Genomic DNA, 25,915 nt, shown 5'->3' with positions numbered 1-25,915 from the left:
CCCCTGCTTTCCATCAGAACCGGTAACGCACGTCCAGCGTGCCCGAGTGCTGCTGGTTGCCTTCGCCATACTGGCCGCCGTAGCTCACGCCCACGGTGGTGCGCTTGCTGACCGCCATGTTCACGCCCAGTTCGACCAGCGCCGCATCGCGCGCGATCGGCACGCCGTTGGTGGTGAAGGAATCGCCGCCCTGCACGAACGACAGGGTGCTGGCCGGATCGACATCGCCGAAAGCGTGACGCCAGCCCAGCGTGCCGAACAACTGCCCTTGCGCCCCGGCGCTTTCGAAGGCGCTGCGTGCGTGCAGGCCGAGCGTGGTGGTGGTGACGTTGTTGCGGCCGGCATCGCCGCGCAGCGCGGCGTCGCCGCCCGACTCGGTGAAGCCCTGCGTGCGCAGGCTGCTGAAGCCGGCGCCCACGAACGGTTCCAGCGTGACGCGGTCGGTCAGCGGCATGGCGTAGCCGAGTTCGCCGAACACCTGGCTGGTGTTGCCGTCGTAGTCGGCCTTCAGCGTCTGCGGCAGGCCGGCGGCGTTCGCGTAGCGCTGGGTCTTCATGTCGTGCCAGGTGTAGGACGCGCCCAGGCTCAGATTGAGCTTGGCGCTGCCAGCGTCGAACGCCTTGCCGCCATAGACGGTCACGCTGTAGCTGTCGGCCTGCGAGCTGGACGCGCGGTCGCCGGTGCGGCTGCGGCTGTTGGCAAAGCCCAAGGCCCCGCCCAGGCGCCAGCCACCGCCGACGGCCACATCGCCGCCCACGGACACGCCGCTGTCGCTCTGCGTGGTGCTGGCCGCGTTGCCGTTGCCGCTCAGCGAGCTCCAGTTGCCAAAGACCTGCGCCCAAAGCGGCTGCGCCGACGATTGCGGCAAGGCGGCCGCGTTGCCCAGGCCCAGTTGGGCAGTGGGCACGCCAGGCAGCATGCCTGCCGCCAGGTTGGCGCGCAGGCGGTTCATCGGCACCTGCACGAAGGTGTTGGCCACCCCCTGCACCACCGACACGTTGGTCGCGTGGGCCTCGCCGGACAGGCCGTTGAAGACATCGAGCGGCTCACCGGTGGACAGGTTCAGCACGCGAAGGCGCAATGGGCTATTGGCAGGCAGGCTTTGCAGCGCATCCGCCACCGAACGCTGGTTGCCGGTGACGGCAACGTCGGCGAACTGGATCGGACGCGTACCGCCGCCGCTCTCGCCATTGCCGCCGTTGCCATTGTTGCCACCCGTGCCGCCATTGCCGTTGTCCGGCACCTGCTTGAGCTGCATCGACAGGTCCACCTGGTTCGCGCCATAGGCCAGCGACGGCGTCAGGAAGGCCAGGTTGCTGGACACATCGCCAAAGCGGCCTTGCACGCCCCCGCCCGCGGTCAGGATCGTGTAGGTGGTGGACGGCGCATAGGAGCCGTTCTGGCCCACGTGCAGCACCGAGCCGGCCAGGCTGGCGATGCCGCCGACATGGACGGCGCTGTGCTGGCCGTCGGCCGTCGCGGCCACGCGCAGCGATGAGCCCGGCTGCATGCTCAGGTTGCCCTGTACGTTCAACGTGCCAAATGGCGTGGCGGCATTGCCCGGCGCCAAGGTGGCGCCGCCGCCCAGCAACAGATGGTTCAGCGTGCCGGTGCCCGACACCGTGTTGTCCTGCGCGGTCGTGATCACCGTGCCGCCGAGCTTGCCGTCAACCTGCAGCCCGCCCGTCGACACCAATGTCGTGCCGGTGAACGCGCTGCTGTCGCCCGTCAAGGCCAGCGTGCCGGCGCCCACCTTGAAGACCGAGCCCGTGCCGGCGAATGCGCCTGCGAACGTCGAATCGGTCGCGCGGTTGAAGGTCAGGCTGCCGTTGTTGATGACGGTGCCGCCCAGCGTGCCGCTGTTGGCGCCGTCGCCCACCTGCAGCGAACCCGAGGCGATGGTGGTGATGCCGGTGAACGTGCTGTTGCCCGTCAGCACCAGCGTGCCGGAGCCTTCCTGGCGCAGGTTGCCCGAACCGGAAATCGCGCCGTCGTAGACCACGCGGTCGTTGCGCTTGAAGGCCAGCGTGCCGCCGGCCTGGATGTCGGCGTTGCCGGCGATGCTGCCCGCGGTGCCGCCATCGCCCACTTGCAGCTTGCCTGCGGCCACGGTGGTGGCGCCCAGGTAAGAGTTGGCGCCCGTCAGCACCAGCGTGCCCGCGCCCAGCTTGGCCAGGCCGCCATTGCCCGACAGCGATTGCGACACCGTGAAGGTGTTGGCGGCGTCGGCGATGTCCAGCCCGCCGCCTGCCGCGCCCAGCGAGATCGCGCGGGCCGTGTTCTGGAAGGCCGTGCCGGTCACGCGCAGCGTGCCGCCCTGGAAGTCCAGGCCGCCCAGGGCCGCGCCCAGGTTGGCGTCGGACGACACCGACAGCGTGCCCGCGGACAGTTGCGTCTGGGTGTAGGTGTTGGCGCCGTTCAGCACCAGCGTGCCCGCGCCCGTCTTGTTCAGGCCATTGCCGGCGAGGGTGTTGTCCAGTGTCGCGGTCCAGCCCGCCGACGGCGCGCTGCCGTCGCCCACGCGCACCTCGGTCAAGCCGCCGGCAGACGGCGCCACCAGATTGAGCGCGTCGCCATTCATGCGATAGCCGTCGGCGGCGAACTGCACGCCGTTGGCGCCGATGCTGCCTTGCGATGCATCCACGGTGACCGTGCCCGGCGCGCCCGCGAAGATGGCGAAGCCGTTGGTCGGCGTGAATATCGAGGTCAAGGCCGCAGTGGCGTCCGTCCAGGTGGCGCTGTTGCGGGACCAGGTGCCGGACCCGCCGCCAAACTGAGTGGGCGTGGCCAGGCCATTGGCGTTCCAGATGTTGAGGACGAGGTTGCCTGAATTGATCAGGTTGATCTGCTTCACGTCAGACCGGTACTGCACGGTCTGGCCGGCCTGCACACCGGTGATGCCGCCGTTGGTCTGCAACAGCGAGCCGGTGTAGTCGAACAGGCGATACACCCCATAGCCGAAGCCGCCGGCATCGTTGATGTTGAGCTGCGTGCCGTTCAAGGCCAGGTTGCCGTTGACCTGCACGCTGTGGCCCGCGCTGCCCGGGGCGCCGAACGTATAGTTCATCTGGCTGCCCTGCGCCAGCGTCAGGTTGCCGTTGACGGTGAAGGTGCCGCCCGTCGCGCCAGGCGCCAGGCTGGCGCCGGACTGCACATTGACGTCGCCGTTCACCTGGCCGAAGCCGCCGATCGACGCGCCGCTGGCCACCGTCACCGTGCTGTTCAGCCGCGCGCCGTTGTTCAGAGACGACCCGCCCACCCACAGGGTCCCCGCGTTCACCTGGGTCGCGCCGGTATAGGTGTTGACGCCGTTCAGCGTCAGCGAGGCGGTCGTGTCCTTGGTCAGGCCCCCTGTGCCGACAATCACGCCGTCATAGGTGCCCGCCCCCAGCGTGAGCGTGTTGGCGCCCAAGGAAACCGAGCTGCCTGCATCGCCGTTGAGCATGCCCAACGCGGTAGCGGCGCCGGCCGACATATCGAACGCGCCCCCCATTCCGACGCGCACGATGGAACCGGCCGCCAGTCTGCCGGTCGACCCCAGCGCCAGCGTGCCCGACTGGATATTGACGCCGCCCGTGAAGGTGTTGACGCCGGTCAGGGTCTGCTTGGACAGGCCGCTCTTGATCAGGCCGCCCGTGCCTGTGATCACGCCGCCAAAGCTCGATGCGACGCCGTTCTGGATATTCAACGTGTTGGCGCCGAGCGACACCGTGCCCCCCGTGCCGACCAGGCCATTGACGTACTGGGTAGCGGCGCTTGAGGAAAGGTCAAGCGCGGCGTTCGGGCTCAGGGTCACCTGCGACAATGGGCTCATCGAACCGCCCGGCGCCACCCGCAGGGTGCCTGCCTCGATGGCGGTGTTGCCAGAATGGCTGAGCGCGCCGCCAATCGTCAGGGTGCCGGTGTCTTGCTTGGTCAGGTTGCCCGTGCCGGACATCGCGCCGGCATAAGTGCCGTTGGCCGGGCTGGAAAAGATTACCGTCCCGTCATTGTCAATCGAGCCCTGCAGGCTGGTGGTATCGCCCTTGACCGTGGCGCCCGAGACGACGGTGGTGCCGCCGGAATAGTTGTTCGCGCCCGTGAGCGTGACCGTGCCGGGGCTTGCCACCGTCAAGCCGCCGGTGCCCGACAGCACGCCGGACAGCGTGAAGTCGTAGGCGCCGCCCGCGCGCAGGCCGCCCAAGCCCAACGTGAAGTAGTTGCCCACCGACACGCCTGCGCTCGTCGCGCCGACGCCGCCGCCGGACGCGACAATCGCACTGGAGCCCAGCCCGCCGCTGTTGTCCAGAAGCACCGTGCCGCCATTGAGCGTAATGTTGCTGCCCCCAGGCATCAATGCACCGCCCGACAGGCTCCAGGTACCGCCGGTGACGGTCAGGCTGTTGAAATTCAGGTACGTGCCGGCGACGACGGGGGTGTCTGCGCCGCGGTTGGCGGTATCCGCAAAAATCAGTGAATTCACGCCGCCCGCGCCGCCGTCCACCGTGCCCGGCGCCGCGAAGAGCAGGCCCGGAACATTGGCGACCGTAATGGTTCCGGTCGTCTGGCTGTCCGCGCTGATCACCGAGCCGGATTCGGCAACGAAGGTGTTTTTGCTGTTCGCCCCCAACGACACGCTGCCGTTGATCGTGCCTGCGTTAGTGAAACTGTTACCCAGGAACGGGCCAGCCGATTCAAACGCAACGCGGCCGGCAATGGTTCCGCTGCTGGTGTTTTTGAAACTGGTCACCCCGCCGCCATAGATCGCCACGGCTGCCATATCTGCGCTGGCGCGGTTGCCTTCGCTCAGCGCCTTGGCCTGAATGACGCCGTCATTGGTGACATTGTTCACGCCGCCCGTGCCGTTGTGGATGGACAGCGCCATCCCCGTCAGGCCCGCCAGCTGCGCCTGGTAGGTCGTGTCGCCCGAGCCCCGGAGCATGCCGAAGATGTTGTTGTTGACGGTATACGTGCCAAAGGCCGGCGCCGTCGCTTCCGGCACGCCCATGACCAGTCCCGACGACAGAATGTTCAGGGCGGAGCCCAATGCGAACACGTCGATGGCGCCGTTATTGGTTACCGTTACATTGTTGCTCTGCAGCCGCAGCGCCGTACCGCCAGTGCCCACCAACACGCCCAACCCGCTGTTCTGGGTCAGCGTCACATCCAGGCCGCTCGCCGCGTTGGAGTAGCTCGGCTGCAGCGGATAGGCTGACCCGGTGCACGTCACGGTGAGCCCTGCCGCCGAACACAGCGCCTGGGCGGCAGAGCCCCACCCAGCAAGCCCCAGCCCCAGGGCGACAGCCACCGCGTGCAACCGCCACCGCACCGGCGCGTACACCGCCGACGGCGCCGCGCCTCCGCGCGGCTGGGCCGCCAGTTCCGACACGGGTTGCCACATGCGCATAGCGCGGTTCCATACCAAGCGGTACACGTGATTCAAGGCCTGCTCCTCCTGAGTTGGCGGCAATCGATGCTGGGCGTGCGCGACGCGCAACGACAACGGGCGGTGACGGCAACGACGCGATCTGTTTCCGCCCGGGGCGTGACTATAACGCCCTGCAATTATTTTTTACAATTTAGGTTACAAAAAGGGCGGACGCTCACCCGGCCTGGGGCACTAAAGGCGTATGCCTGGGTGATCGGCCACCGATCCTACCGGTGAGTAACACGAGCGTCGAATCAGTTCCATGCCGGAAAAGCCTTCGGCCGATGGCGCGCTGGAGCGCGGCATCGGCCGATTTGGCTTTCTTGGTGTATCCCGGCCCGATTGCCGCCCAGGCACTCGACGGCGGCCGGCCCGGCAAGCGTGCCGCCCCTACTCCGGCAGGTACGCCTCGGCGCCGATCTCGATGATCTGTTCTTCGCTCAGCCGGCAGTGCCAGTGGGAATACAGCACCTGCTGGCCGGGCGCCAGGCCGATCTCGTGCTTCAGATAGTGGTGGATCGCCCGAAACGCCTTGTGCTCGCAGCCGCCCCAGACGAAAACGTCGCCCGGATCCGCCGGCCAGGGCAGCGCGCGCAGCGCATCCGGCAGCAGTGGGGTGGTGCCGGCGGGCGCCGGGCCGCGATGCAGCCAGTGCAGCTGGACGCCAGGCGGCCTTTGCAACGGCAGTTCTTCGGCCGCGTCGCGCACTTCGATACAGGCGTGGCCGCGGGCATCGGCCGGCAGCGTTTCCAGAATGCGGGCAATGCCCGGCAGCGCGGTTTCGTCGCCCACGAACACCCGGAACGGCGCCGGTTTCGGACCGCCCGCCGCCGGGCCCACCAGGCCCACCTGGTCGCCGGGAGCGGCGGCCTGCGCCCATCGGGTCGCCGGGCCGGCGTCCTGATGCAGCGCAAAATCGATGGTCAGCGTGCCCTGCGCCACGTCGACGGCGCGCAGGGTGTAGACCCGCGTCGCCATCTTGCCGCCGGGCCAGACCACGCGGCCGGCATCGTCCAGCATGGGCCAGATGGGCGCCGCGTCGCCCCTGGGCGCGAAGATCAGGCGGCAATGCAGTTGGTCGGCGCGGTCCAGGTGGGTCAGGTCGTCGCCCTGGAACACGATGCGGCGCAGGTGCGGCGTCAACGCTTGCACGGCGGCCACGCGCACTACCCACAGGTCCGCCAGCGGCGCCAGGCCACCGGTGTCGCCGGTCCATTCGATATGCAGCCGTTCACGCGCAGCGATGAAGCCGATGGGGCCGGCCAGAGCATGCTTCATGCGGTTCAGCGCCTGGCGGTCGCGGGTCTGTACCTGGATCAGCAGTTCGCCCGGCAGCGCCCGCAGCGTGGCCTGGCCGAAGGCGGCCGTGACCCGGTACGCATCGCCGTCCGGCGTCACCGTCATGTCGTGCGTGGCGATCGAGGCCAGGATGGGGTCGAGATAATCGGCCAGCGTCGCGAACGCGATGCGGGCCGAGGCCGTACAGGGCCGGTCTTGGTCAGGGGACAAGCGATTCACTCCACAAGAGAGACCCACAGCGGCCCGCCAAGCGGCGCGGCCAGGAAGCGCCGGTTGATCTCGGCCAGCGTGTGGGCGGGGTCCAGGTCGGCAAAGCGGTCGGGATGCAGCCACTTGGCCGCGATTTCCACGAACAGGACGTTGAGCGGCGCCATGCTGATCAGGCCGGTCCAGATGCCGTGCACCCGGCCATGGCGGGTGCTGGCCAGGTCGGCAAAGCCGGGGCGCGCCACCAGCCGGCGCAGGCCTTCACGGCCTTGGGCAGGGTCCAGGCCCGGGCCGATAGCCGGCCGCCCGCTCGACGCCCAGCCGCCGCCCGAGGCGATATACACATCATGCGGCGTGGCCAGCAGGTATTCCCGCTGCAGCTTCTGGAACCACGGCGCGGTCACGCCCGGCAAGGGCTGCCCGCCTGCCAGCGCCAGCAGTTCGCCCCACACCTGCTTGCCCGCGGCCCAGCAGCAATCGTCCACCGTGGACTGCACTTCCAGGTAGGTCGTGACCGGCGCCGCGCCGGCCAGCCGGCGCGCGACCTCGGCCAGATGCGCGTCGACAAACGCCAGGTAGGCGGCCGCGCGGTCGCGCGCGTCCAGGATTTCGCCCCACAGGCGCACATGGCGGTGCAGGGTGTCTATGGAGCCGGCCTGCGGCGCATCGGCGTTGCTGGCTACGTCGCTGAACACCACGGGAATGCCCAGGCCCGCCAGGCGGTCCACCAGGCCGCCCTGCCCCGGCGGCGCCATGAAGGCGCTGGCCACCACCAGGTCGGGCGCCAGGTTGACGATGCCTTCCAGCGAGATCGTGGTGGGCGCCTGCTTGCCCACCACGGGAATGCGGCGGCCGCGCTCGAACTGCGCCTGCAGGCCGCTGCTGTCGATGCGGTCCACGGCGGCCCAGCCCACCACGCTGGCGGCCGGGTCCGGTTGCAACAGCCCCATGGTGAAAAGGTCACGCGCTTCCAGCAGGATGATGCGACGGGGCGTGCCGGCCAGCGTGACCGTGCGGCCCGCCAGGTCGGTGATCGTGCGCGGCGGGCCGGCCACGGCCAGGCGCCCCGCGCCCAGCCCGGCCAGCAACAGCCCCCCGCAGAATTGGCGCCTGTCGATCATGCCGTCCTCACCAGCGGTAGCGCAGGCCCGCCACGATCTGGCGGCCGTTGCCGTATTGGCAGAAGTAGTCGGAACTGCAGCTGCTGTAGTAGGTCTTGTCGAACACGTTGTTCACGTTCAAGCGACCTTCCAGCCCCTTCAGGCTGGGAATGGTGGCGCCGAAGTCGTAACGCAGCGCGGCGTCGATCAACGTGTAGCCATCGGCCTTGACCTTGTTGGCGTTGTCGGCGTAGCTGCCGCCCACCACGCGCACGCCGGCGCCGGCCTTCAGCCCTTCCAGCACGCCGCTGCCGAAGCGGTAGTTGGCCCAGACCGAACCGAAGTAGTCCGGCACCGCCTGCGGCCGCTTGCCGTTGTTCTCGGCCACTGCGGCCTGCGTCACCTTGGTGTCCAGCAGCGTCAGCGCCGCGATCAGTTCCAGGTTGTTCGTGACCTGGCCGCGCGCCTCGAATTCCAGGCCCTTCGAGCGGATACGGCCTTCCTGCGTGTTGAAGCCGAAGCGGTCCGGCACCAGCGCATCGCTTTGCCGGATGTCGAACGCCGACACGGTGAACAGCGCGTCCACGCCGGTAGGCTGGTACTTCAGCCCGACCTCGTATTGCCGCGCCTTGCTCGGCACGAACGGCGCGCCGTTGGCGTCCACGCCCACGTTGGGCTCGAACGAGGTGGCATAGCTGACGTACGGCGCCAGGCCGTTGTCGAACAGGTACAACAGGCCCGCGCGGTAGCTGGTGGCCTCGCTGGATTGGTCGGTGGACGTCTTGGCCAGGCGGTTGTCGGTGTCCTGCTCGGTCCAGTCGTGGCGCACGCCCAGCGTGGCGCGGAAACCGCCGAAGCGCAGCTGGTCCTGCACGTAGGCACCGGTCTGGCGCAGCGTCTGGCCGCTGTCGATGATGGTGGTCAGCGCGCCGATGGGCACGCCGTACTGCGGGTTGGCAACGTTCAAGGACGGCGCCGGGCCCCAGTTGTAGCGCCAGTCGCTGCGCGTGTATTGGTAGTCCAGGCCGGTCAGCAGCGTGTGCTGCACGGCGCCGGTGGCGAAGTCGAACTGCGCCTGGTTGTCCATCGACACGCCTTGCACGTGTTCGATGGACCGCAGCGCCTGGCGCGCGATGATGCCGTCGGCCGTCATGGGCGCGGCCATCTGCAGCGAGCGGAAATCCACGTCCACGTCGGAATAGCGCAGGCGCGAACGCAGCGTCAGCGTCGAACTGGCGCGGTGTTCAAGCTGGTAGCCGATGCCATGTTGTTCGCGCTTGAAGGCATCGAAGTCCGGATCGCCGATGTTCAGCTTGCGGCCCAGGTCGTCCTTGTACTGCGAGGGCGCCAGGAATTTGGGATACAGCGAATTGAAATAGCCGCCGTCCGGGTCCTTCTGGTAGTAGGCCGACAGGGTGAACGTGGTGTCGCCATTCGGCTGCCAGGTGATCGACGGCGCCACGCCGACGCGGCCTTCCTTCACGCCGCTGTAGCGGCTGTCGGCGCGGCGGCCGATGGCGGCCACGCTGTATTGCAGCGTGCCGTCCGCATTCAGCGCGCCGGCCGAGCTGAAGCCGGCCTGCGCCCGGCCTTCCGACCCGCCTTCGAGCAGGATCTCGTGCGAGGCCTGGTCGGACGGCCGGCGACTGACCTGGTTCACCAGGCCGCCCGGGCTGATCTGGCCGTACAGCAGCGCCGACGGCCCCTTGAGCACGTCGATGCGGTCCAGCAGGTAGGGATCGATCGACGTCTGCGCAAAGGCCTGGCCCCGCGGCAGCTTCAGGCCATCCAGAAAACTGACGTAGTTGGTAGCGGTGCCGAACGCACCGAAGCCGCGCAGGAATACCGAGTCGTAGCGTGTGTTGCTATCGCGGTCGGACAGCACGCCGGCCGTGTAGCGCAAGGCTTCGCTCACCGTCTGCGGCGCCTGCTCGTCGAGCTGCTTGCGCGTGACGGTGCTGACCGACTGCGCCGTTTCCAGCACCGGCGTGCCGGTCTTGGTGGCCGACGTGTTGACCGGCAGCCAGACCCGGTCGCCCGTGTCGACCGGGTCGAGCGCCACGCCGCGCACCACCACCGGACTGAGTTGCTGCACCGCCTGTTCCTGCGCCTGGGCGGCCCCCGCCGCCACCAGCAAGCCCGACACCGTGCCGAGGATCACGGCTTCCCGGACATCAATCGCCATTTCAACACCTGTTGCAAATGAAAAGAAATCTCAATTGCAATCATAATCCCATAAACGGGACGACATCGTCCAGTTATTGAGTCGAAAATAATCCGCTTGACGAAGATAGAATCTGGGTGATAACGGGATTTATCCGTATGGTTATTTGCACCCCCGGCTTTCCTGCGGGACAATGCCGCCATCGACGACACCCCACCCCGGACCGACTGGATGCCCCCGAAACCCGCCCGCGCGACCTCGACCGCCGCCCCGCAGCCCCAGGCCGCGCCGCCCCGTAAAAAGGCGCAAGGCGGCCGGCCCACCAAGGAAGCGGCGGCCCAGCTGGAACGGCGCATCCTGGACGTGGCGGCAGGTCTGTTCGCCGCGCAAGGCTATGCGGCCACCTCGATGGAACAGGTGGCCGATGCCTGCCAGGCCGGCAAAGACACCATCTACCGCCGCTACGCGTCCAAGAGCGCGCTGTTCACCGCCATGATGGAACGCTTTCGCGGTGAAATCGTGGCCGAGCTGGAAGCCTGTATGGCCGCCGACGGCCCGCCCGAGGAACGGCTGCGCCGCTATGCGCGCGCCCTGCTGGGCGTGAACCTGCGGCCGCAACTGGTGGCGCTGAACCGCGTGGCGCTGGGCGAAGCGGTGCCGGCCAAGGGCGTGACGCCCACGCCCACCGCCGAAGACCCCTTCATGCGCCGCCTGGCCGGCCTGGTCGAAGCGGCGCAGGCCGCCCATGCGCTACGCGCAGGCGATGCCTTGTTCATCGCCGAACAGCTGCTGTACGCCACGTCGATCAAGCCGCTGGTGGCGACCATGCTGGGCGAGACGCGCTTTGCCGGCGCCGCCGAGCAAGAGGCGTATTTCGAGCAGGCGTGGGCGCTGTTCATGCAGGGCGCGGCGCGGCCCGCTTCCGCCCACATGCCATAACCTGCTCATTGGCGGGAATGAGGCGCAAGGCCTCCCCCTTCGCCCAAGATCACGAGCACGCGCAGAATTCGGGTCCGCGCCGGCTGCGTGTCTGTGATCTGCAGGAAAATAGGCCCGAGCCATTCACACGCGTCCAACACGACGATGATCCAGACATGAATGAATACGAACTGACCGGAAGAACCCGCACACACGTCGAGCAATTCTCAGCGCCTCGTTTCGCGGCACAGCACGAGGCAGGCGAAGCCTTTCTGGCGATGCGAGAGGATGCACGGCTGGCGGGATTCGAGCTTCATCCCTTCAGTACGTTTCGCGACTTCGGAACGCAGTTGCGTATCTGGAACCACAAGTTCATCGGCAAGAAGCCGCTATACGACATGGACGGCAAGGTTCGGGAGTTCTCGATACTCTCACCGGAGCAAGTGGTCGACCACATCCTGAACTGGTCGGCGCTGCCGGGTGGTAGCCGCCATCAATGGGGCACCGAGATCGACGTCGTCGATGGTTCGGCATTGTCATCGGGCTACGAGCCCCAACTGCTGCCGCAAGAGGTAGCGCCTGGCGGCATCTTCGAAGCATTGCATCACTGGCTGGATGAAAACATCGGCAAATATGGATTCTTCAGACCCTACAAGCGATTCCAGGGCGGCATGTATCCAGAACCCTGGCACCTGAGCTACGCCCCGCTATCGATGCCCGCGCTGCAACAAGTTTCCGTCGAAATCCTGACCGAGGCGATCCGCGAGGCGGACATGCTCGGCAAGGACATCGCGTTGCCACGCATTCAGGACATTTACCGCAATCACGTCTGCAATATCGTGCTGCCCGACGATCAATGATTGCCGTCTCGCCAGGCCCGGGAAAACCTCAAGCCGCCTGCCGCGCGGCCGCCGCATCCGGATCCCACCGGTGCCCCGGCACGGCCGCCAGCAACGCACGGGTGTAGGGATGCGCGGGGGCCGCGAAGACCTCCGCGCACGGCCCTTGTTCGACCACCTGGCCGTTCTTCATGACGGCGATGTGGTCGCACACCTGCGCGGCCACGCGCAGGTCGTGGGTGATGAAGACGATGGACAGGCCCAGTTGTTCGCGCAGGCGGGCCAGCAGGGCCAGCACCTGGGCCTGCACCGACACATCCAGCGCCGATACCGGTTCGTCGGCGATCAGCACCCGCGGCCGCATCGCCAGCGCGCGGGCCAGTCCGACACGTTGGCGCTGGCCGCCGGAAAATTCATGTGGGTAGCGGCGCAGGGCGTCCGGCGACAGGCCCACCAGTTCGAACAATTCGCGCGCCTGGGCCCAGGCCTCGCGCCGCGGCATGCCATGCACGATGGGGCCGCGCGCCACGATCTCGCCCACGCGCTGACGCGGGTTCAATGACCCATAGGGATCCTGGAACACCATCTGCACGCGCCGCGCATGCTCGCGCCGGGCGCGGCTGCCTTTGAACGTCACGGTGTCGCCGGCCAGCGTGATGGCCCCGGCATCGGGCGCCAGCAAACCCAGCAGGGTGCGCGCCAGGGTCGACTTGCCCGAACCGCTTTCACCGACGATGCCCAGCGTGCTGCCTTCGCGCAGCGCCAGCGTCACGTCGTCCAGCGCATGCGTGACGCGGCCCGGCTGGCCGAACCAGCCGCGCTTGCGATAGGTCTTGGACAGGGCCTGGGTGGTCAGGATGTTGGGTGCGTCCGCCGCCACGGCTTGTCGGCTGGCGGCGGGCGCCAGCGGCGGCACGGCGGCGATCAGCGCGCGGGTGTAGGGATGGCGCGGGCGTTCGAGCACCTCGTCGGCCGCACCGCTTTCCACCAGCACGCCGCGCTGCATGACGGCAACGCGGTCGGCAATTTCCGCCACCACCCCGAAGTCGTGCGTGATGAACAACACCGCGGTGCCGCGCCGCCGCTGCAAGTCGTGAATCAGGTGCAGGATCTGCGCCTGCGTGGTGACGTCCAGCGCCGTGGTCGGTTCATCGGCGATCAGCAGCGCGGGCTCCAGGGCCAAGGCCATGGCGATCATGGCGCGCTGGCGCTGGCCGCCGGATAACTCATGCGGGTAGGCGCCCAGCGCATGCGCCGGGTCCGGCAGGCGCACGGATTCCAGCAGTTCCAGCGTGCGGCGGCGGATCTCGGCGCCGGCCAAGCGGGTATGCGTGCGGAACACTTCCGCAATCTGGTCGCCGATGGTGCGCAAGGGGTTCAGCGCCGTCATCGGTTCCTGGAAGATCATGCCGATGCGATGGCCGCGCAGGCGCCGCAACGCGTCGGGCGGCAGGCGCAGCAGGTCCTGCCCTTGCCACAGCACCTGGCCGCCGCTGGCGCGCACGCCCTGCGGCAAGAGGCCCAGGATGGCGCCCGCGGTCAGCGACTTGCCCGACCCGCTTTCGCCGACCACGCAGACGATTTCGCCGGCGTTCACCGACAGGGACAGGTCGTGCAGCGCGTGCGGGCGGTCGGCGCCCGCCGGCAGGTCGACGGTCAGGTTCTGGATGCGGAGCAATTCGGTCATGAGACGGCGATGGTAAGACGCGGGCCGCATGCGTCTAACGACCGTTCGGCGATAAGCAAATCACCGCTCGGAATCCGCATATCGACATGCGGAAAACGTCCTTCTAGCCGGCACGCGGAGTGCTTAGGATCAGGGTTTTGCACACCGGACGCCTCCGGGCGCCTCGCGTTTCCCCTTCGCATTCTCTCCTTCCGCCCCCATGTCCCTATCCCCTTCCGAGACCGCCTCGACGGCGCCGGTTCGCGTTGCCGTCGACGTCGGCGGCACGTTTACCGACATCGTCCTTGAACAAGAACCCCGCCGCTGGTCCGCCAAGCTGCTGACCACGCCGGACGCGCCCGAGACCGCCGTGCTGCAAGGCATCGAAGAGCTGCTGGACCAGGCAGGGCTGTCCTGGCCGCAGGTCAGCCTGCTGATCCTGGGCACCACGCTGGCCACCAATGCGCTGATCGAACGCAAGGGCGCGCGCACCGCGCTGCTGACGACGGCCGGCTTTCGCGACCTGGTCGAGATCGGCCTGGAAGATCGCTTCGCGCAATACGACATCTTCCTGGACAAGCCCGAACCGCTGGTGCCGCGCCCCTGGCGCCATGGCATCACCGAACGCGTCGACGCCCAGGGCCAGGTGCTGACGCCGCTGGACGAGGCCCAGGTGGTCGCGCTGGCCGGCGAGCTGACCCGTGCCGGCGTCGAAAGCGTGGCCGTCTGCCTGCTGCACAGCTACGCCTATCCCGACCACGAACGCCGCATCCGCGCGCTGCTGCGCGAACACGCGCCGCAGCTGTGGGTGTCGCTGTCGTCCGACGTGTGCGCCGAAATCCGTGAGTATCCGCGCCTTTCCACCGTCAGCGCCAATGCCTATGTGCAGCCGCAGGTGTCCGGCTACCTGCGCCGCCTGAACGAGGCCGCTCGCCAACGCGGCCTGCGCGGCGAACCGTTCCTGATGACGTCCGGCGGCTCGATCGCCACCTTGCAGACCGGGGTCGACGAACCGGTGCGCCTGGTCGAATCCGGCCCCGCGGGCGGCGCGATCCTGGCGCAGCACATTGCCGAGCAGACCGGCGCCGCCCGCGCGCTGTCGTTCGACATGGGCGGCACCACCGCCAAGATCTGCTACATCGACGACTTCGAACCGCAAGTGAGCCGCAGCTTCGAATTCGGTCGCGTGCACCGCCACCTGAAGGGCTCCGGCCTGCCCATCCGCATCCCGGTCATCGAGATGGTCGAGATCGGCGCGGGCGGCGGCTCGATCGCGCGCGTCAATCACCTGGGCGTGGTGCAGGTCGGCCCCGACAGCGCCGGCTCGTCGCCCGGCCCGGCCGCCTACGGCAACGGCGGCGAACTGCCGACGGTGACCGATGCGCACGCCTTGATCGGCACGGTCACGCCCGACCGCTTCGCCGTGGGCAAGGTCAGCCTGCAGCCCGAACGCGCGCGCCACGCCATCGAGACCCACCTGGCCGCGGCCGCCGGCCTGGACGGCCCGCAGGCCGCGCAGGCCATCATCGACGTGGTCACCGAGAACATGGCCAACGCCGCCCGTGTGCACGCATCGGAACTGGGCAAGGCCGCCGAGGAACACACCCTGATCGCCTTTGGCGGCGCGGCGCCGCTGCATGCCGCGCGGCTGGCGCGCAAGCTGGGCATCGGCCGCGTCATCATCCCGGAATCGGCCGGCGTGGGCTCGGCGGTGGGCTTCCTGTGGGCGCCCATTGCCTACCAGGCCGTGCGCAGCTTTCATCAACGCCTGGCCACGATCGACCACGCCGCCGTGCAGCGCCTGCTGGACGAACTGACCGCGGGCGTGGACACCGTGGTGCGGCGCGCCGCGCCCGATGCGCCGCTGAGCCACAAGCGCGTGGTCTTCATGCGCTACAGCGGCCAGGGCCACGAGATCCCCGTCGACCTGCCGGACGGCCCCTTCGACGCCGCCGCCAGCCGCCAGCTGGACGCCACGTTCGCCGAACGCTATGCGCAGCTCTATGGCCGCAGCCTGCCGCACGTCGCGCCCGAAACCGTCAGCTGGTCGGTCGCCGCCCAGGCCGGCGCGCGCCGCGAACGGCCGCGCGACCACATCGCCAGCGGCCCGGCCACCGCGGCGCGCTCGTCCGGCACGCGCGCGCTGTACGACTTCGAGCAGAACCGCTGGGCCGACGTGCCCACCTATGAACGCCAGGCGCTGGACGCAGAGCAGAAGCTGAGCGGCCCCGCGCTGGTCGTCGAAGACGAGACCACCACCTTTGTGCCCGCGGGCTTCGAGGCGCGGCGCAGCCGGCTCGGCTCGCTGGTGCTGGACGACATCCAGGCGGCCTCGGCGCCGCGCGCTGGAAAGGAACACGCAGCATGAGTACGCAACAACACACGCCCCAGGAACGCATCCGCTTCCAGCTGGCCTGGAACCGCCTCTTGTCGGTGGTGGAAGAACAGGCCCAGGTCCTGATCCGCTCGGCCTTCGGCACCGCCACGCGCGAGGCCGGCGACCTGTCCGCCGGCGTCTTCCTGCCGGACGGCCGGATGATCGCGCAGGCCGTCACCGGCACGCCGGGCCACGTCAACGCCATGGCCGAGTCGGTCAAGCACTTCCTGAAAGTGTTCCCGCCCGACACGCTGAAAGACGGCGACGTGCTGCTGACCAACGACCCCTGGAAAGGCACCGGCCACCTGTTCGACATGACCATGGTGTCGCCGGTGTTCCACGACGGCGCGCTGGTGGCGCTGTTTGCCTCGACGCTGCACGTGATCGACATCGGCGGCATCGGCAGCAGCGCCGACGGGCTGGAGGTCTATCACGAAGGCCTGTTCCTGCCGATCCTGCGGTTCTTTCACCAGCACCAGGTCGACCCCGGCGTGCTGGCCATCATCCGCGCCAACGTGCGCGAACCCGAACAGGTCGAAGGCGACCTGTATGCGCTGGTGGCCTGCAACGACATCGGCGGTCGCCGCCTGAAGTCGCTACTGACGGAATTCCAGCTGGCCGACCTGGACGCGCTGGGCGGCTACATCGTCGAGCAGTCGGCCCAGGCGATGCGCCAGGCGATCTCGCAATGGCCCCAGGGCACCTGGCACAACACGCTGGTGATCGACGGCTACGACGCCCCCATCACGCTGCAAGCCAGCGTCACGGTGCAGGCCGGCAAGATCCTGGTGGACTTCGACGGCACCTCGCCCAGCGTCACGCGCGGCATCAACGTGGTCAAGGCCTACACCGACGCCTACACCTCGTTCGGCATCCGCTGCCTGATCGGCGCCGATGTGCCCAACAATGCCGGCTCGCTGTCGCTAGTGGAAGTATCCGCGCCCGAAGGCTCCATTCTGAACGCGCGCTTTCCCGCCGCGGTCACCGCCCGCCACATCATCGGGCAGATGCTGCCCGACGTGGTGTTCGGCGCCCTGCGCCAGGCACGCGCCGACCAGGTGCCCGCCGAAGGCGCCTCGTCGCTGTGGAACCTGCACCTGGTGGGCGGCGAGCCGCTGGCCGGCGCCACGCAGGCAGAGCAGCAGAGTCTCTTGGCCGGCCGGCGTTTCAATGCCACCAGCTTTTCCACCGGCGGCACCGGCGCGCGGCCCGGCAAGGACGGCCTGTCGGTCACGTCCTACCCCAGCGGCGTGCGCAACGTGTCGCTTGAAATCCTGGAAAGCGCCAACCCGCTGGTATTCGAGCAAAAGGAATACCGCCAGGATTCCGGCGGCCCGGGCACGGTACGCGGCGGCCTGGGCCAGACCATCGTGGTGCGCCACGCCGATCCGCAGGCCGGCATGATCATCGCCGCCGCCTTTGACCGCGTGGTGCATCCGGCCCGCGGCGCGCTCGGCGGCCAGGCCGGGGCCGGCGGCCGCCTGGAACTGTCGTCCGGCGCCGTGCTGCGCGCCAAGGGCCGCCAGTTGATCCCGGCCGGCGAACGCCTGGTGGTGCATACCCCCGGCGGCGGCGGGCTGGGCGATCCTGCCGGACGCCCCGACGCCCGCCTGCAACGCGACGTGCAGTACGGCCTGGTCAGCGCCGCGCAGGCCGAAGACGCCTACGGCCGCCCCGTCGCCCCCACCTGATCCCTTGAACCCCGGCCCGGCGCCCTGCGCGCCGGGCGTCCCCCCCTCTTTGCCGACGACCATGAAACCGCTCCGCCGTCCCTTCCTGAAACTGCTGTTCTCCGGCCTTCTGCTGGCCGCCGCGCCATACGCCCACGCCGAACCCGCCCGCGGCGGCACGCTGACGCTGCTGCTGCCGTCCGAACCCACCGCGCTGGTCACCGTGGGCAACGTCGCCACGCCGATTCTCAGCGTCAGCGCCAAGGTCACCGAAGGCCTGCTGAAGTACGACTACGACCTGAAGCCCGAGCCGCAGCTGGCCACCGCCTGGACCATCAGCCCCGACGGCACGGTGTACACCTTCACGCTGCGCCAGGGCGTGAAATGGCATGACGGCAAGCCGTTCACCGCGGCCGACGTGGCCTTCTCGATCGACCTGCTCAAGAAGATCCACCCGCGCGGGCGCAACACCTTCGCCAACGTCACCGCCATCGAAACGCCCGACGACCACACCGTGGTGCTGCGCCTGTCCAAGCCCGCGCCCTACCTGATCCGCGCCTTCGTCGCCACGGAAACGCCGATCATCCCCAAGCACATCTACGAAGGCACCGACCCGCTGACCAACCCGGCCACGTCCGCGCCGATCGGCACCGGTCCCTACAAGTTCAAGGAATGGGTGCGCGGCAGCCACATCGTGTATGAGCGCAACCCCGACTACTGGGACAAGCCCAAGCCCTACATCGACCGCCTGATCGTGCGCGTGGTGGCCGACCCCGCCGCCGCGGCCATCGCCTTCGAGACCGGCACGGCCGACCTGGGCTACCGCACCCCCGTGCCACTGGCCGACCTGGCGCGCCTGAAGGCCGTGCCCACGCTGCGCTTCGAGACGAAGGGCAACAGCTATTCCTACAACGTCACGCGGCTGGAATTCAACCTGGACGACCCGTTCTTCAAGGACGAGAAAGTGCGCCAGGCGGTGGCCCACGCCGTCGACCGCAACGTCATCCTGAAGGTCGTGAACTACGGCGTCGGCCAGGTGGCGTACTCGCCCATCGCGCCCGGCCTGAAGACGTACAACGACCCGGCCGTCACGCCCTACCCCTTTGACCTGAAGCGCGCCAACGCGCTGCTGGACGAAGCCGGCTACCCCAAGGGCGCCGACGGCGTGCGGTATCGCGTAACGCTGGACTACAACCCGATCGGCGCCGACGGCCCGCGCCTGGCCGACTACCTGCGCACCACGCTGGCGCGCGTCGGCATCGCCGTCACCGTCCGCGCGCAGGATGCGTCGGCCTTCATCAAGCGCGTCTACACCGACCGCGACTTCTCGTTCACCACCAACGGCGCCAGCAACCTGTTCGACCCCACCGTGGGCGTGCAGCGCCTGTACTGGTCAAAGAACTTCATCAAGGGAGTGCCCTTCTCCAACGGCACGCACTACAACAACCCCAAGGTGGATGAATTGCTGGAAGCCGCCGCCGTCGAAAACGACCCGGCCCGCCGCGTGCAGCTGTTCAAGGAATTCCAGCAGATCGTGGCCCGCGAGGTGCCCGACCTGAACCTGTACCAGCCCGAATTCATCACCATCGCCAACCAGCGCGTGCACGACCATTCGCTGACCGCCGACGGCGTGGAATCCAACCTGGCCGACGTCTACCTGCAACCATGAGCGCACGCACCCTGCGCGTCCTGGGACGCTCGCTGCTGCAGGCCGTGCCCACGGTCATCGGCGTCGTCCTGCTCAGCTTCTTCCTGCTGCAGGCCGTGCCGGGCGATGCCGCGGACGTGATCGCGGCCGAGTCCGGCTCGGCCACCGAGGCCAGCATGGCGGCGCTGCGCACGCACTTCGGGCTGGACCAGCCCGTGCTGCAGCAGCTGGGCGACTACCTGCGCAACCTGGCCACGCTGAACCTGGGGGTGTCGCCGCGCTACAACCTGCCGGTGTCGGACCTGATCTTCAGCCGGCTGGGCAACACCGTGCTGCTGATGGGCAGCGCGCTGGCCTGCGCCCTGGCCGCCGGCATCGCGCTGGGCGCGCTGATGGCCAGCTTTGCCGGCCGCTGGCTGGACCGGGCCTTGTCGCTGGCCGCGCTGCTGCTGTATTCCACGCCCGGCTTCTGGCTGGGCCTGATGGCCATCATCCTGCTGTCGGTCAAGCTGGGCTGGCTGCCGCCGGGCGGCGTCTCCACCATCGGCTCGGGCGCCACCGGATTCGCGCACGCGCTGGACGTGGCGCGCCACCTGGTGCTGCCCACGCTGGCGCTGGCCAGCTTCTATGTCGCCATCTTCGCGCGGCTCACGCGCGCCTCGATGCTGGAAGTGAACCGCCAGGACTTCGTGCGCACCGCCCACGCCAAGGGCCTGACACCGCGCGCGGTGGCGCTGCGCCATGTGCTGCGCAACGCGCTCATTCCCGTCACCACCGTGGCGGGGTTGAACGTCGGCACGCTGCTGGGCGGCGCGGTGGTGGTCGAGACCGTCTTCAGCTGGCCCGGCCTGGGCCGCCTGGCCTATGACAGCGTCATGGGTCGTGACTACGTCGTGCTGCTGGGCATCCTGGTGCTGTCGTCGCTGCTGGTCATCGTGGCCAACATCCTGGTCGACCTGCTGCAGACCGTGCTGGACCCGCGCATCCGCGCGCGCTGAACGGCGCCTGCTGCTTGGCCGAGCCACGAATGCCTGCTCAAACGACGCCGCTTCTTTCCTGAGTTCCCCCATGTCCGCTTCTATCGAATCCACGCTGGGCGCCCCGCCCGCCCGATTGCCCTGGCGCCGCCGCGGCGCACTGGGCCGCCTGCTCGCCAACCCCGCCGCCGTCGCGGGCGGCGTGCTGCTGCTGTTGATCCTGCTGGCCGCGGTGACCGCGCCGTGGGTGTTTCCGAACGACCCGCTCGACATGGTCGGCCCGCCCATCCTGTGGCCGGGCCAGGACCCCGGCTTCTGGCTGGGTACCGACACCATGGGGCGCGATGTGGCCGCCGGCCTGGCACACGGCGCGCGAGTATCGCTGGCCGTGGGTTTTACCGCCGCGCTGCTCAGCCTGGTCATCGGCATCGCGGTCGGCGCGGCCGCCGGCTATTTCGGCGGCTGGGTCGACCTGGCGCTGATGCGCATCACCGAGCTGCTGCAGACCATTCCGTCGTTCCTGCTCGTGGTGGTCATCGTCGCCATCGCCCGGCCGTCGGTGGCGGTGATCGCGCTGTCGATCGGCGTGGCGTCCTGGCCCGTGATCGCGCGGCTGGTGCGCGCCGAATTCCGCACCCTGCGCGAATCAGAATTCGTGCAGGCCGCGCGCAGCCTGGGCTACAGCCACGCCCGCATCGCGCTGCTGGAAATTCTGCCCAACGCCCTGCCGCCGGTGATCGTGACGACCTCGGTGCTGGTTGCCAACGCCATCCTGATGGAATCGGCCTTGTCGTTCATGAACATGGGCGACCCCAACGCCGTGTCGTGGGGCAGCATGATCGGCAGCGCCCGCGAAATGCTGCGCACCGCCTGGTACCTGACCGCGCTGCCGGGCGTGTCCATCATCCTGACCGTGCTGTCGCTGAACTTGCTGGGCGATGCGCTGAACGACGCCTTCAATCCCCGGCTGGCGCGGTAAAGCGCATGAACGCTGCGTTTGGCGGGCGGTCCGGGCGAATGGGCCTGGCGCCGCCCGCGCATTGCCCTCCGGTATATTTCCCCTTTTGTGCAGAGCAATAAGGGGAACGGCATGGGATGGATCTATCTGGCGCTGGCCGGCGTCGCGGAAGTCTTCTACGCGGCGGCCATGCCACGCACCGACGGCTTCACCCGCCTCGGCCCCAGCCTGTTCTGCATCTTCTTCATCGGCGTCAGCATGTACCTGCTGTCGCTGGCCACGCGCACCATTCCCGTGGGCACGGCCTACGCGGTCTGGGTCGGCATCGGCGCCGTCGGCACCGCCATCTATGGTTCGCTCTTCCTGGGCGAAGACCGCAGCTTCATGCGCGTCATGTGCTTTGTCCTGATCATCTCGGGCATCGTCGGCCTGAAGGCGCTTTCACCGGCCAAGGACTGAGCGGCGTCTGCGCGCCCCCTCCCGAACGTTTCCGTTCCCAGGCGCGCGGCAGGAGTGTGGCGAGGCCTCGGAAAATCCAAGTAGACATTTTTTTCTAGAAAAACTATTCTAGAAAAATAGTTCTATCAACGTTTCTGTCCACGTCTGCCTCGATGCCCCCCACGACTCCGCCCGCCGCCAAGCCCACCAGCGCCGAACTCGACGTGCTGCGCGCGCTGTGGGAAACCGGCCCCGCCACTGTCAAGCAGGTCCACGCCGCCATGGCCGCCCAGCGTGACGACCTGACCTATGCCAACGTGCTGCGGCAGATGCAGCTCATGCACGGCAAGGGCCTGCTGACGCGCGACGAAAGCGAGCGTTCGCATGTCTATGCGGCGGCGCAAAGTCAGGCGGCCACGCAAGGCGGCCTGGTCAAGGACCTGATCCGCCGCGCCTTCGCCGGCTCGGGCAAGGCGCTGGTGCTGGCCGCGCTGCGCGATGGCCACGTCAGCAAGAAAGACCGCGCCGAAATCGAAGCGCTGCTGCGCAAAGACAAGCCGTGAACGCGTACCTGCTCGCCACGGCCTGGGCCATCGGCGGCAGCCTGCCGGCCGTGGCCTGGAAGATCCTGTGCCTGCACGCCGCCACGGCGGGCCTGCTGGCGCTGACCCGACCTGGCGACAATCGCTTGCGTTATGCGCTGCTGTGCGCCGCCCTGTGCGCCTGCGTGGCAGTGCTGGCGGCCGATGTGGCCTCGGCCTGGCGCGCGTTGCCGGGGCCGACGGGCCAGGACCCTGCCGCGCCGGCCGCCGCCCGCTGGCCGCTGTGGCTGGCGCTGGCCTGGCTGATCGGCAGCCTTGCGGCGTTGGTGCGAGTCTTGCTGGGCATCGGCTGGCTGCGCGGCCAATTGCGCCGCAGCCAGGCCTGGGCCGACCCGGTCTGGCAGGCGCGCGCCGCCGACCTGTCGCGCCGCCTGGGCCTGGCACGCGGCGTCAGCCTGCGCGTGGCGCACCACCTGGCCACGCCCGTCACCGCCGGCTGGCTCAAGCCCGTGGTGCTGATGCCCGCCACGCTGGTGACCGGCATGCCGGCCGACCTGCTGCAAGCCCTGCTGGCGCATGAACTGGCGCACGTACGGCGCCACGATTACCTGGTGAACCTGTTGCAGCATGCCGCCCAGGCGCTGCTGTTCTTCCATCCCTCGGTGTGGTGGCTGTCGCAGCGCCTGCGCATCGAACGCGAGCGCATTGCCGACGCCATGGCCGCCTCGGTGCTGCCCAGCCCGTTGACGCTGGCCCGCGCCTTGCATGGGTTGAGCGACGCCCCCCGCCCCCCCGCGGCTGTCGCCCCTGCCGCACGCGATGGCGATCTGCTGGACCGCATCCGCCGCCTGGCCGCCCCCGCCAGCGTGCCGGCGCGGCGCATGGCCGCCGGGCCCATCCTGGCGATGACACTGGCGTTGACGGGGTTCATCGCCTGGCCCGCACTGCAAGCGGCCCGGCCCGGTCAAGCGCCCACGGCCACCGAAGCCCGCCACATCCTGGCCCAGCTACCCGGCGTTCAGGCCCTGATCGCCTCCAGCGGCGCCACGCACGTGCTGCTGCAGGACGACGCGTCCGGCGCCACCCTGCTCGGTCGCGCCGAGAACGACGCCGTGCCCATCGCGTCGCTGACCAAGCTGATGACCGCCATGGTCGTGCTGGACACCGCGCCCGACCTGGACCGCCGCATCGTGATCGACGAACAGGATGCGCAAGCCACCGCGGCATCCCCATCCGCCCTGCCGGTGGGCACCGCCACCACGCTGGACACCCTGCTCAAACTGGCGCTGATGTCTTCCGACAATCGCGCCGCCCATGCGCTGGCGCGCAGCTACCCGGGCGGTCCCACCGCGTTCCAGGCCGCCTTGCAGCGCAAGACCGCCGCGCTGCACCTGCAACACACGACGCTGCAAGAACCCACCGGCCTGTCGGGCGCCAACCGCGCCAGCGCCGTGGACATCGGCAAGATCATGGCCGCCGCGTCCGCCTATCCGCAGATCGCCCGCGACACCACCGCGCTCGCCGAGACCGTTGCCACGGCCGGCGCGTCGCTGCACTACCGCAATACCAACCCGCTGGTCGGCGCGCAGGGCTGGGACATTCGCCTGTCCAAGACCGGGGCCTCGACCGAGGCGGGCCGCTGCCTGGCCATGCGCCTGCATATCGACGACCGCGACCTGACACTGGTTCTGCTCAACGGGCGCACGCCGCGCGCCTGAGTATTGTTTTTTTTCCCTGATGACTGCATCGATCATGACCGTTCGACTCTTGCCCCACGCCCTGGGCGTCGCCTTTTCCCTGACGGCGCTGGCCGCCGCGCCCACCCAGGCGCGTGAACTCTGCACCGTGGTGGCCGACGCCGCCACGGGCAATATCGTGTTCCAGCAAGGCACGGCCGAGGCCTGCGGCGCGCGCTACACGCCGGCGTCGACCTTCAAGCTTGCCATCGCCCTGATGGGCGCAGACGCCGGCATCCTGCAAGGCCCGCACGCGCCCGTGCTGGACTACCAGCCGGGCTACCCCGACTGGGGCGGCGACGCCTGGCGCCAGCCCACCGACCCGGCGCGCTGGATCAAGTATTCCGTGGTCTGGTATTCGCAGCAAATCGCCCAGCGCCTGGGCGCGCAGCGCTTCCAGCAGTACACGTCCGCGTTCCGCTACGGCAATGAAGACGTCTCGGGCGAGCCCGGCAAGCACAACGGCACGCAAGGCGCCTGGATCATCTCGTCGCTGCGTATCTCGCCGCTGGAGCAGATTGGATTCCTGCGCCAGGTCGTCAACCGGCAACTGCCCGTCAAGCCCGCTGCCTACGAGTTGGCCGACACCCTGTTCGAAGCCGGCAGCGCCGACGGCTGGCGCATCTATGGCAAGACCGGCACCGGATCGCCCGGCAATGCCGGCGTCTACACGCCCGCCAACGCCTACGGCTGGTTCGTCGGCTGGGCCCGCAAGAATGGCCGCCAGCTAGTGTTCGCCCGCCTGATCCAGGACGAACAGGCCACCCGGCCCAACGCCGGCCTGCGGGCCCGCGACGAACTCATCAGCCAGTGGCCGGCGCTGACCGCCCCGGCGGCACAAAAGTAGCGCCCGCCATGCTGACCGATGCGCGCGATGGCGGCATCGACACGCTGCGCGGCGTGTCGATCCTGTTGGTGCTGCTGCACCACTTCAACATCGCCTATCCCTTGCAAGACACCCTGCTCGCCGGTCTGCTGGGCTGGCCGCTGCTACACGCCATCGCACGCAACGGCAACTATGGCGTGACGATGTTCTTCGTCATCTCGGGGTATCTGGTCACGCGCAACGCGCTGGACCGCTGGGGCAGCCTGGGCGCCGTGCGGCTCGCGCCCTTCTACGGGCTGCGGCTGGCGCGCATCGTGCCCACGCTGTTGCTGACGCTGGCCGTGGTGAATGCCCTGGCGCTGGCGGGCGTGGCATTGTTTGGCAACCGCCCGGACGCCGCCGTGTCGCTGTGGACGACCAACCTGGCCGCGCTGACGGGCTGGATGAACGTGCTGGTGATCCGCGAGGGGTGGCTCAACTATGCCCTGGGCGTGATGTGGTCGCTGTCGGTCGAGCTGGCCTTCTATCTGCTCTTTCCGCTGGCGTGCCTGCTGCTGCGCCGCGCGTGGATGCGCGGCGTGCTGGCGGCGGCGCTCATCATCGCCGGCCCGCTCTATCGCCTGGCGCACCAGGACGGCAGCGAGGCCTATCTGTATGGCTACCTGGCCTGTTTCGACGCCATCGCCATCGGTGGCGTTGCCGCGGTCCTTGCCCGCCGCCATCCACCCGCCTTCCTGCAACGGCGGCTCGTGCACGCAGCGGTCGGCATCGCCATGTTGCTCTTCTACCTGGCCTGGCCCATCAGCGCCAGCAATGTACTGGGCGCCAGCGCGATGGCGCTGGGCACGGCCGTGCTGCTGCTGCGTCGGCCGGCGACAGACCAGCCGCGCACCGGCTTGGCGCAGCGCCTGCTCGGACGCTGCGGCCGCGACTGCTACGAGATCTACCTGCTGCATCTGGTCGTGCTGGGCCTGCTGCGCACGGCGTGGCCGCCCGCCCTGACACCCGGCGATGCCAGACTGGCCTTGCTGTGTGCCTATCTGGCCGCCTCCGGCCTGATCGGCGCCCTCGTGGCGGGGTGCTATTCCAACCCGGCGAACCGGGCGCTGCGGCGGGTTTTCGGCGTGACGCGCGCGACCGCCG

The 25,915-nt window shown here is 68.8% G+C and carries 17 protein-coding genes; 12 read left to right on the top strand and 5 right to left on the bottom strand.

From position 1 onward, the window contains the following. Positions 1–13 precede the first annotated feature (13 nt). From U858_RS0120890 to U858_RS0120875, 4 genes are all read right to left on the bottom strand, one after another. Positions 14–5,413 carry an autotransporter domain-containing protein gene (locus U858_RS0120890; RefSeq protein ID WP_198529748.1) on the bottom strand — a complete coding sequence of 1,800 codons (5,400 nt, stop codon included), beginning with the start codon at positions 5,411–5,413 and terminating at the stop codon, positions 14–16. Positions 5,414–5,797: 384 nt separating this feature from the next. Then, positions 5,798–6,916, bottom strand: coding sequence for a siderophore-interacting protein (locus U858_RS0120885; RefSeq protein ID WP_025139105.1), 1,119 nt, complete (start codon positions 6,914–6,916; stop codon positions 5,798–5,800). Between the two features lie 5 nt (positions 6,917–6,921). Continuing rightward, positions 6,922–8,034: an ABC transporter substrate-binding protein gene (locus U858_RS0120880; RefSeq protein ID WP_025139104.1), complete on the bottom strand. Its 1,113-nt coding sequence runs from the start codon at positions 8,032–8,034 to the stop codon at positions 6,922–6,924. A gap of 7 nt (positions 8,035–8,041) precedes the next feature. After that, positions 8,042–10,198, bottom strand: a complete 2,157-nt coding sequence (locus U858_RS0120875; RefSeq protein WP_025139103.1) for a TonB-dependent siderophore receptor — start codon at positions 10,196–10,198, stop codon at positions 8,042–8,044. Positions 10,199–10,408: 210 nt separating this feature from the next. Here U858_RS0120875 and U858_RS0120870 point away from each other — a divergent pair, with 210 nt between their 5' ends. Beyond that, positions 10,409–11,116, top strand: coding sequence for a TetR/AcrR family transcriptional regulator (locus tag U858_RS0120870; RefSeq protein ID WP_025139102.1), 708 nt, complete (start codon positions 10,409–10,411; stop codon positions 11,114–11,116). 155 nt (positions 11,117–11,271) lie between these two features. Beyond that, on the top strand, positions 11,272–11,955 hold the full coding sequence (locus tag U858_RS0120865) for a M15 family metallopeptidase (RefSeq protein ID WP_025139101.1): 684 nt from the start codon (positions 11,272–11,274) through the stop codon (positions 11,953–11,955). A 28-nt stretch (positions 11,956–11,983) separates the two neighbouring features. Here U858_RS0120865 and U858_RS0120860 read toward each other — a convergent pair whose 3' ends face one another. After that, positions 11,984–13,621: an ABC transporter ATP-binding protein gene (locus tag U858_RS0120860; protein ID WP_025139100.1), complete on the bottom strand. Its 1,638-nt coding sequence runs from the start codon at positions 13,619–13,621 to the stop codon at positions 11,984–11,986. A gap of 199 nt (positions 13,622–13,820) precedes the next feature. Here U858_RS0120860 and U858_RS0120855 point away from each other — a divergent pair, with 199 nt between their 5' ends. The 10 genes from U858_RS0120855 to U858_RS0120805 form a co-directional block, all read left to right on the top strand. Beyond that, entirely contained in the window at positions 13,821–15,968 is a 2,148-nt protein-coding gene (locus U858_RS0120855) for a hydantoinase/oxoprolinase family protein (RefSeq protein WP_025139099.1), read from the top strand. Next, positions 15,965–17,668, top strand: a complete 1,704-nt coding sequence (locus U858_RS0120850) for a hydantoinase B/oxoprolinase family protein (RefSeq protein WP_025139098.1) — start codon at positions 15,965–15,967, stop codon at positions 17,666–17,668. The genes U858_RS0120855 and U858_RS0120850 overlap by 4 nt, the downstream gene beginning before the upstream one ends. A 61-nt stretch (positions 17,669–17,729) precedes the next feature. Continuing rightward, a complete protein-coding gene (locus tag U858_RS0120845) occupies positions 17,730–19,316 on the top strand; it encodes an ABC transporter substrate-binding protein (RefSeq protein WP_025139097.1) in 1,587 nt (528 codons plus the stop codon). Then, positions 19,313–20,293: an ABC transporter permease gene (locus U858_RS0120840; RefSeq protein ID WP_025139096.1), complete on the top strand. Its 981-nt coding sequence runs from the start codon at positions 19,313–19,315 to the stop codon at positions 20,291–20,293. The genes U858_RS0120845 and U858_RS0120840 overlap by 4 nt, the downstream gene beginning before the upstream one ends. 70 nt (positions 20,294–20,363) lie before the next feature. Beyond that, positions 20,364–21,251: an ABC transporter permease gene (locus U858_RS0120835; RefSeq protein WP_025139095.1), complete on the top strand. Its 888-nt coding sequence runs from the start codon at positions 20,364–20,366 to the stop codon at positions 21,249–21,251. Between the two features lie 111 nt (positions 21,252–21,362). Next, positions 21,363–21,689: a multidrug efflux SMR transporter gene (locus tag U858_RS0120830; protein ID WP_025139094.1), complete on the top strand. Its 327-nt coding sequence runs from the start codon at positions 21,363–21,365 to the stop codon at positions 21,687–21,689. Between the two features lie 152 nt (positions 21,690–21,841). Beyond that, complete coding sequence (locus U858_RS0120825; RefSeq protein WP_025139093.1) at positions 21,842–22,231, top strand: BlaI/MecI/CopY family transcriptional regulator; 390 nt, start codon at positions 21,842–21,844, stop codon at positions 22,229–22,231. Then, the gene (locus tag U858_RS34345; RefSeq protein ID WP_051593640.1) at positions 22,228–23,928 is read left to right on the top strand and encodes a M56 family metallopeptidase; all 1,701 of its coding nucleotides are present in this window, start codon (positions 22,228–22,230) and stop codon (positions 23,926–23,928) included. The genes U858_RS0120825 and U858_RS34345 overlap by 4 nt, the downstream gene beginning before the upstream one ends. A 34-nt stretch (positions 23,929–23,962) precedes the next feature. Beyond that, a complete protein-coding gene (gene blaOXA / locus U858_RS0120810; protein ID WP_025139092.1) occupies positions 23,963–24,793 on the top strand; it encodes a class D beta-lactamase in 831 nt (276 codons plus the stop codon). 8 nt (positions 24,794–24,801) lie between these two features. After that, positions 24,802–25,915 (top strand): acyltransferase (locus tag U858_RS0120805; protein WP_025139091.1); only part of this gene is annotated, 1,114 nt, incomplete at its 3' end.

This window comes from Achromobacter sp. DH1f (assembly GCF_000633435.1).
Lineage (GTDB): Bacteria > Pseudomonadota > Gammaproteobacteria > Burkholderiales > Burkholderiaceae_B > Achromobacter > Achromobacter deleyi.
Note: the sequence above shows the minus strand (reverse complement) of the source record. Positions and strands in the feature narration are given on the sequence as shown.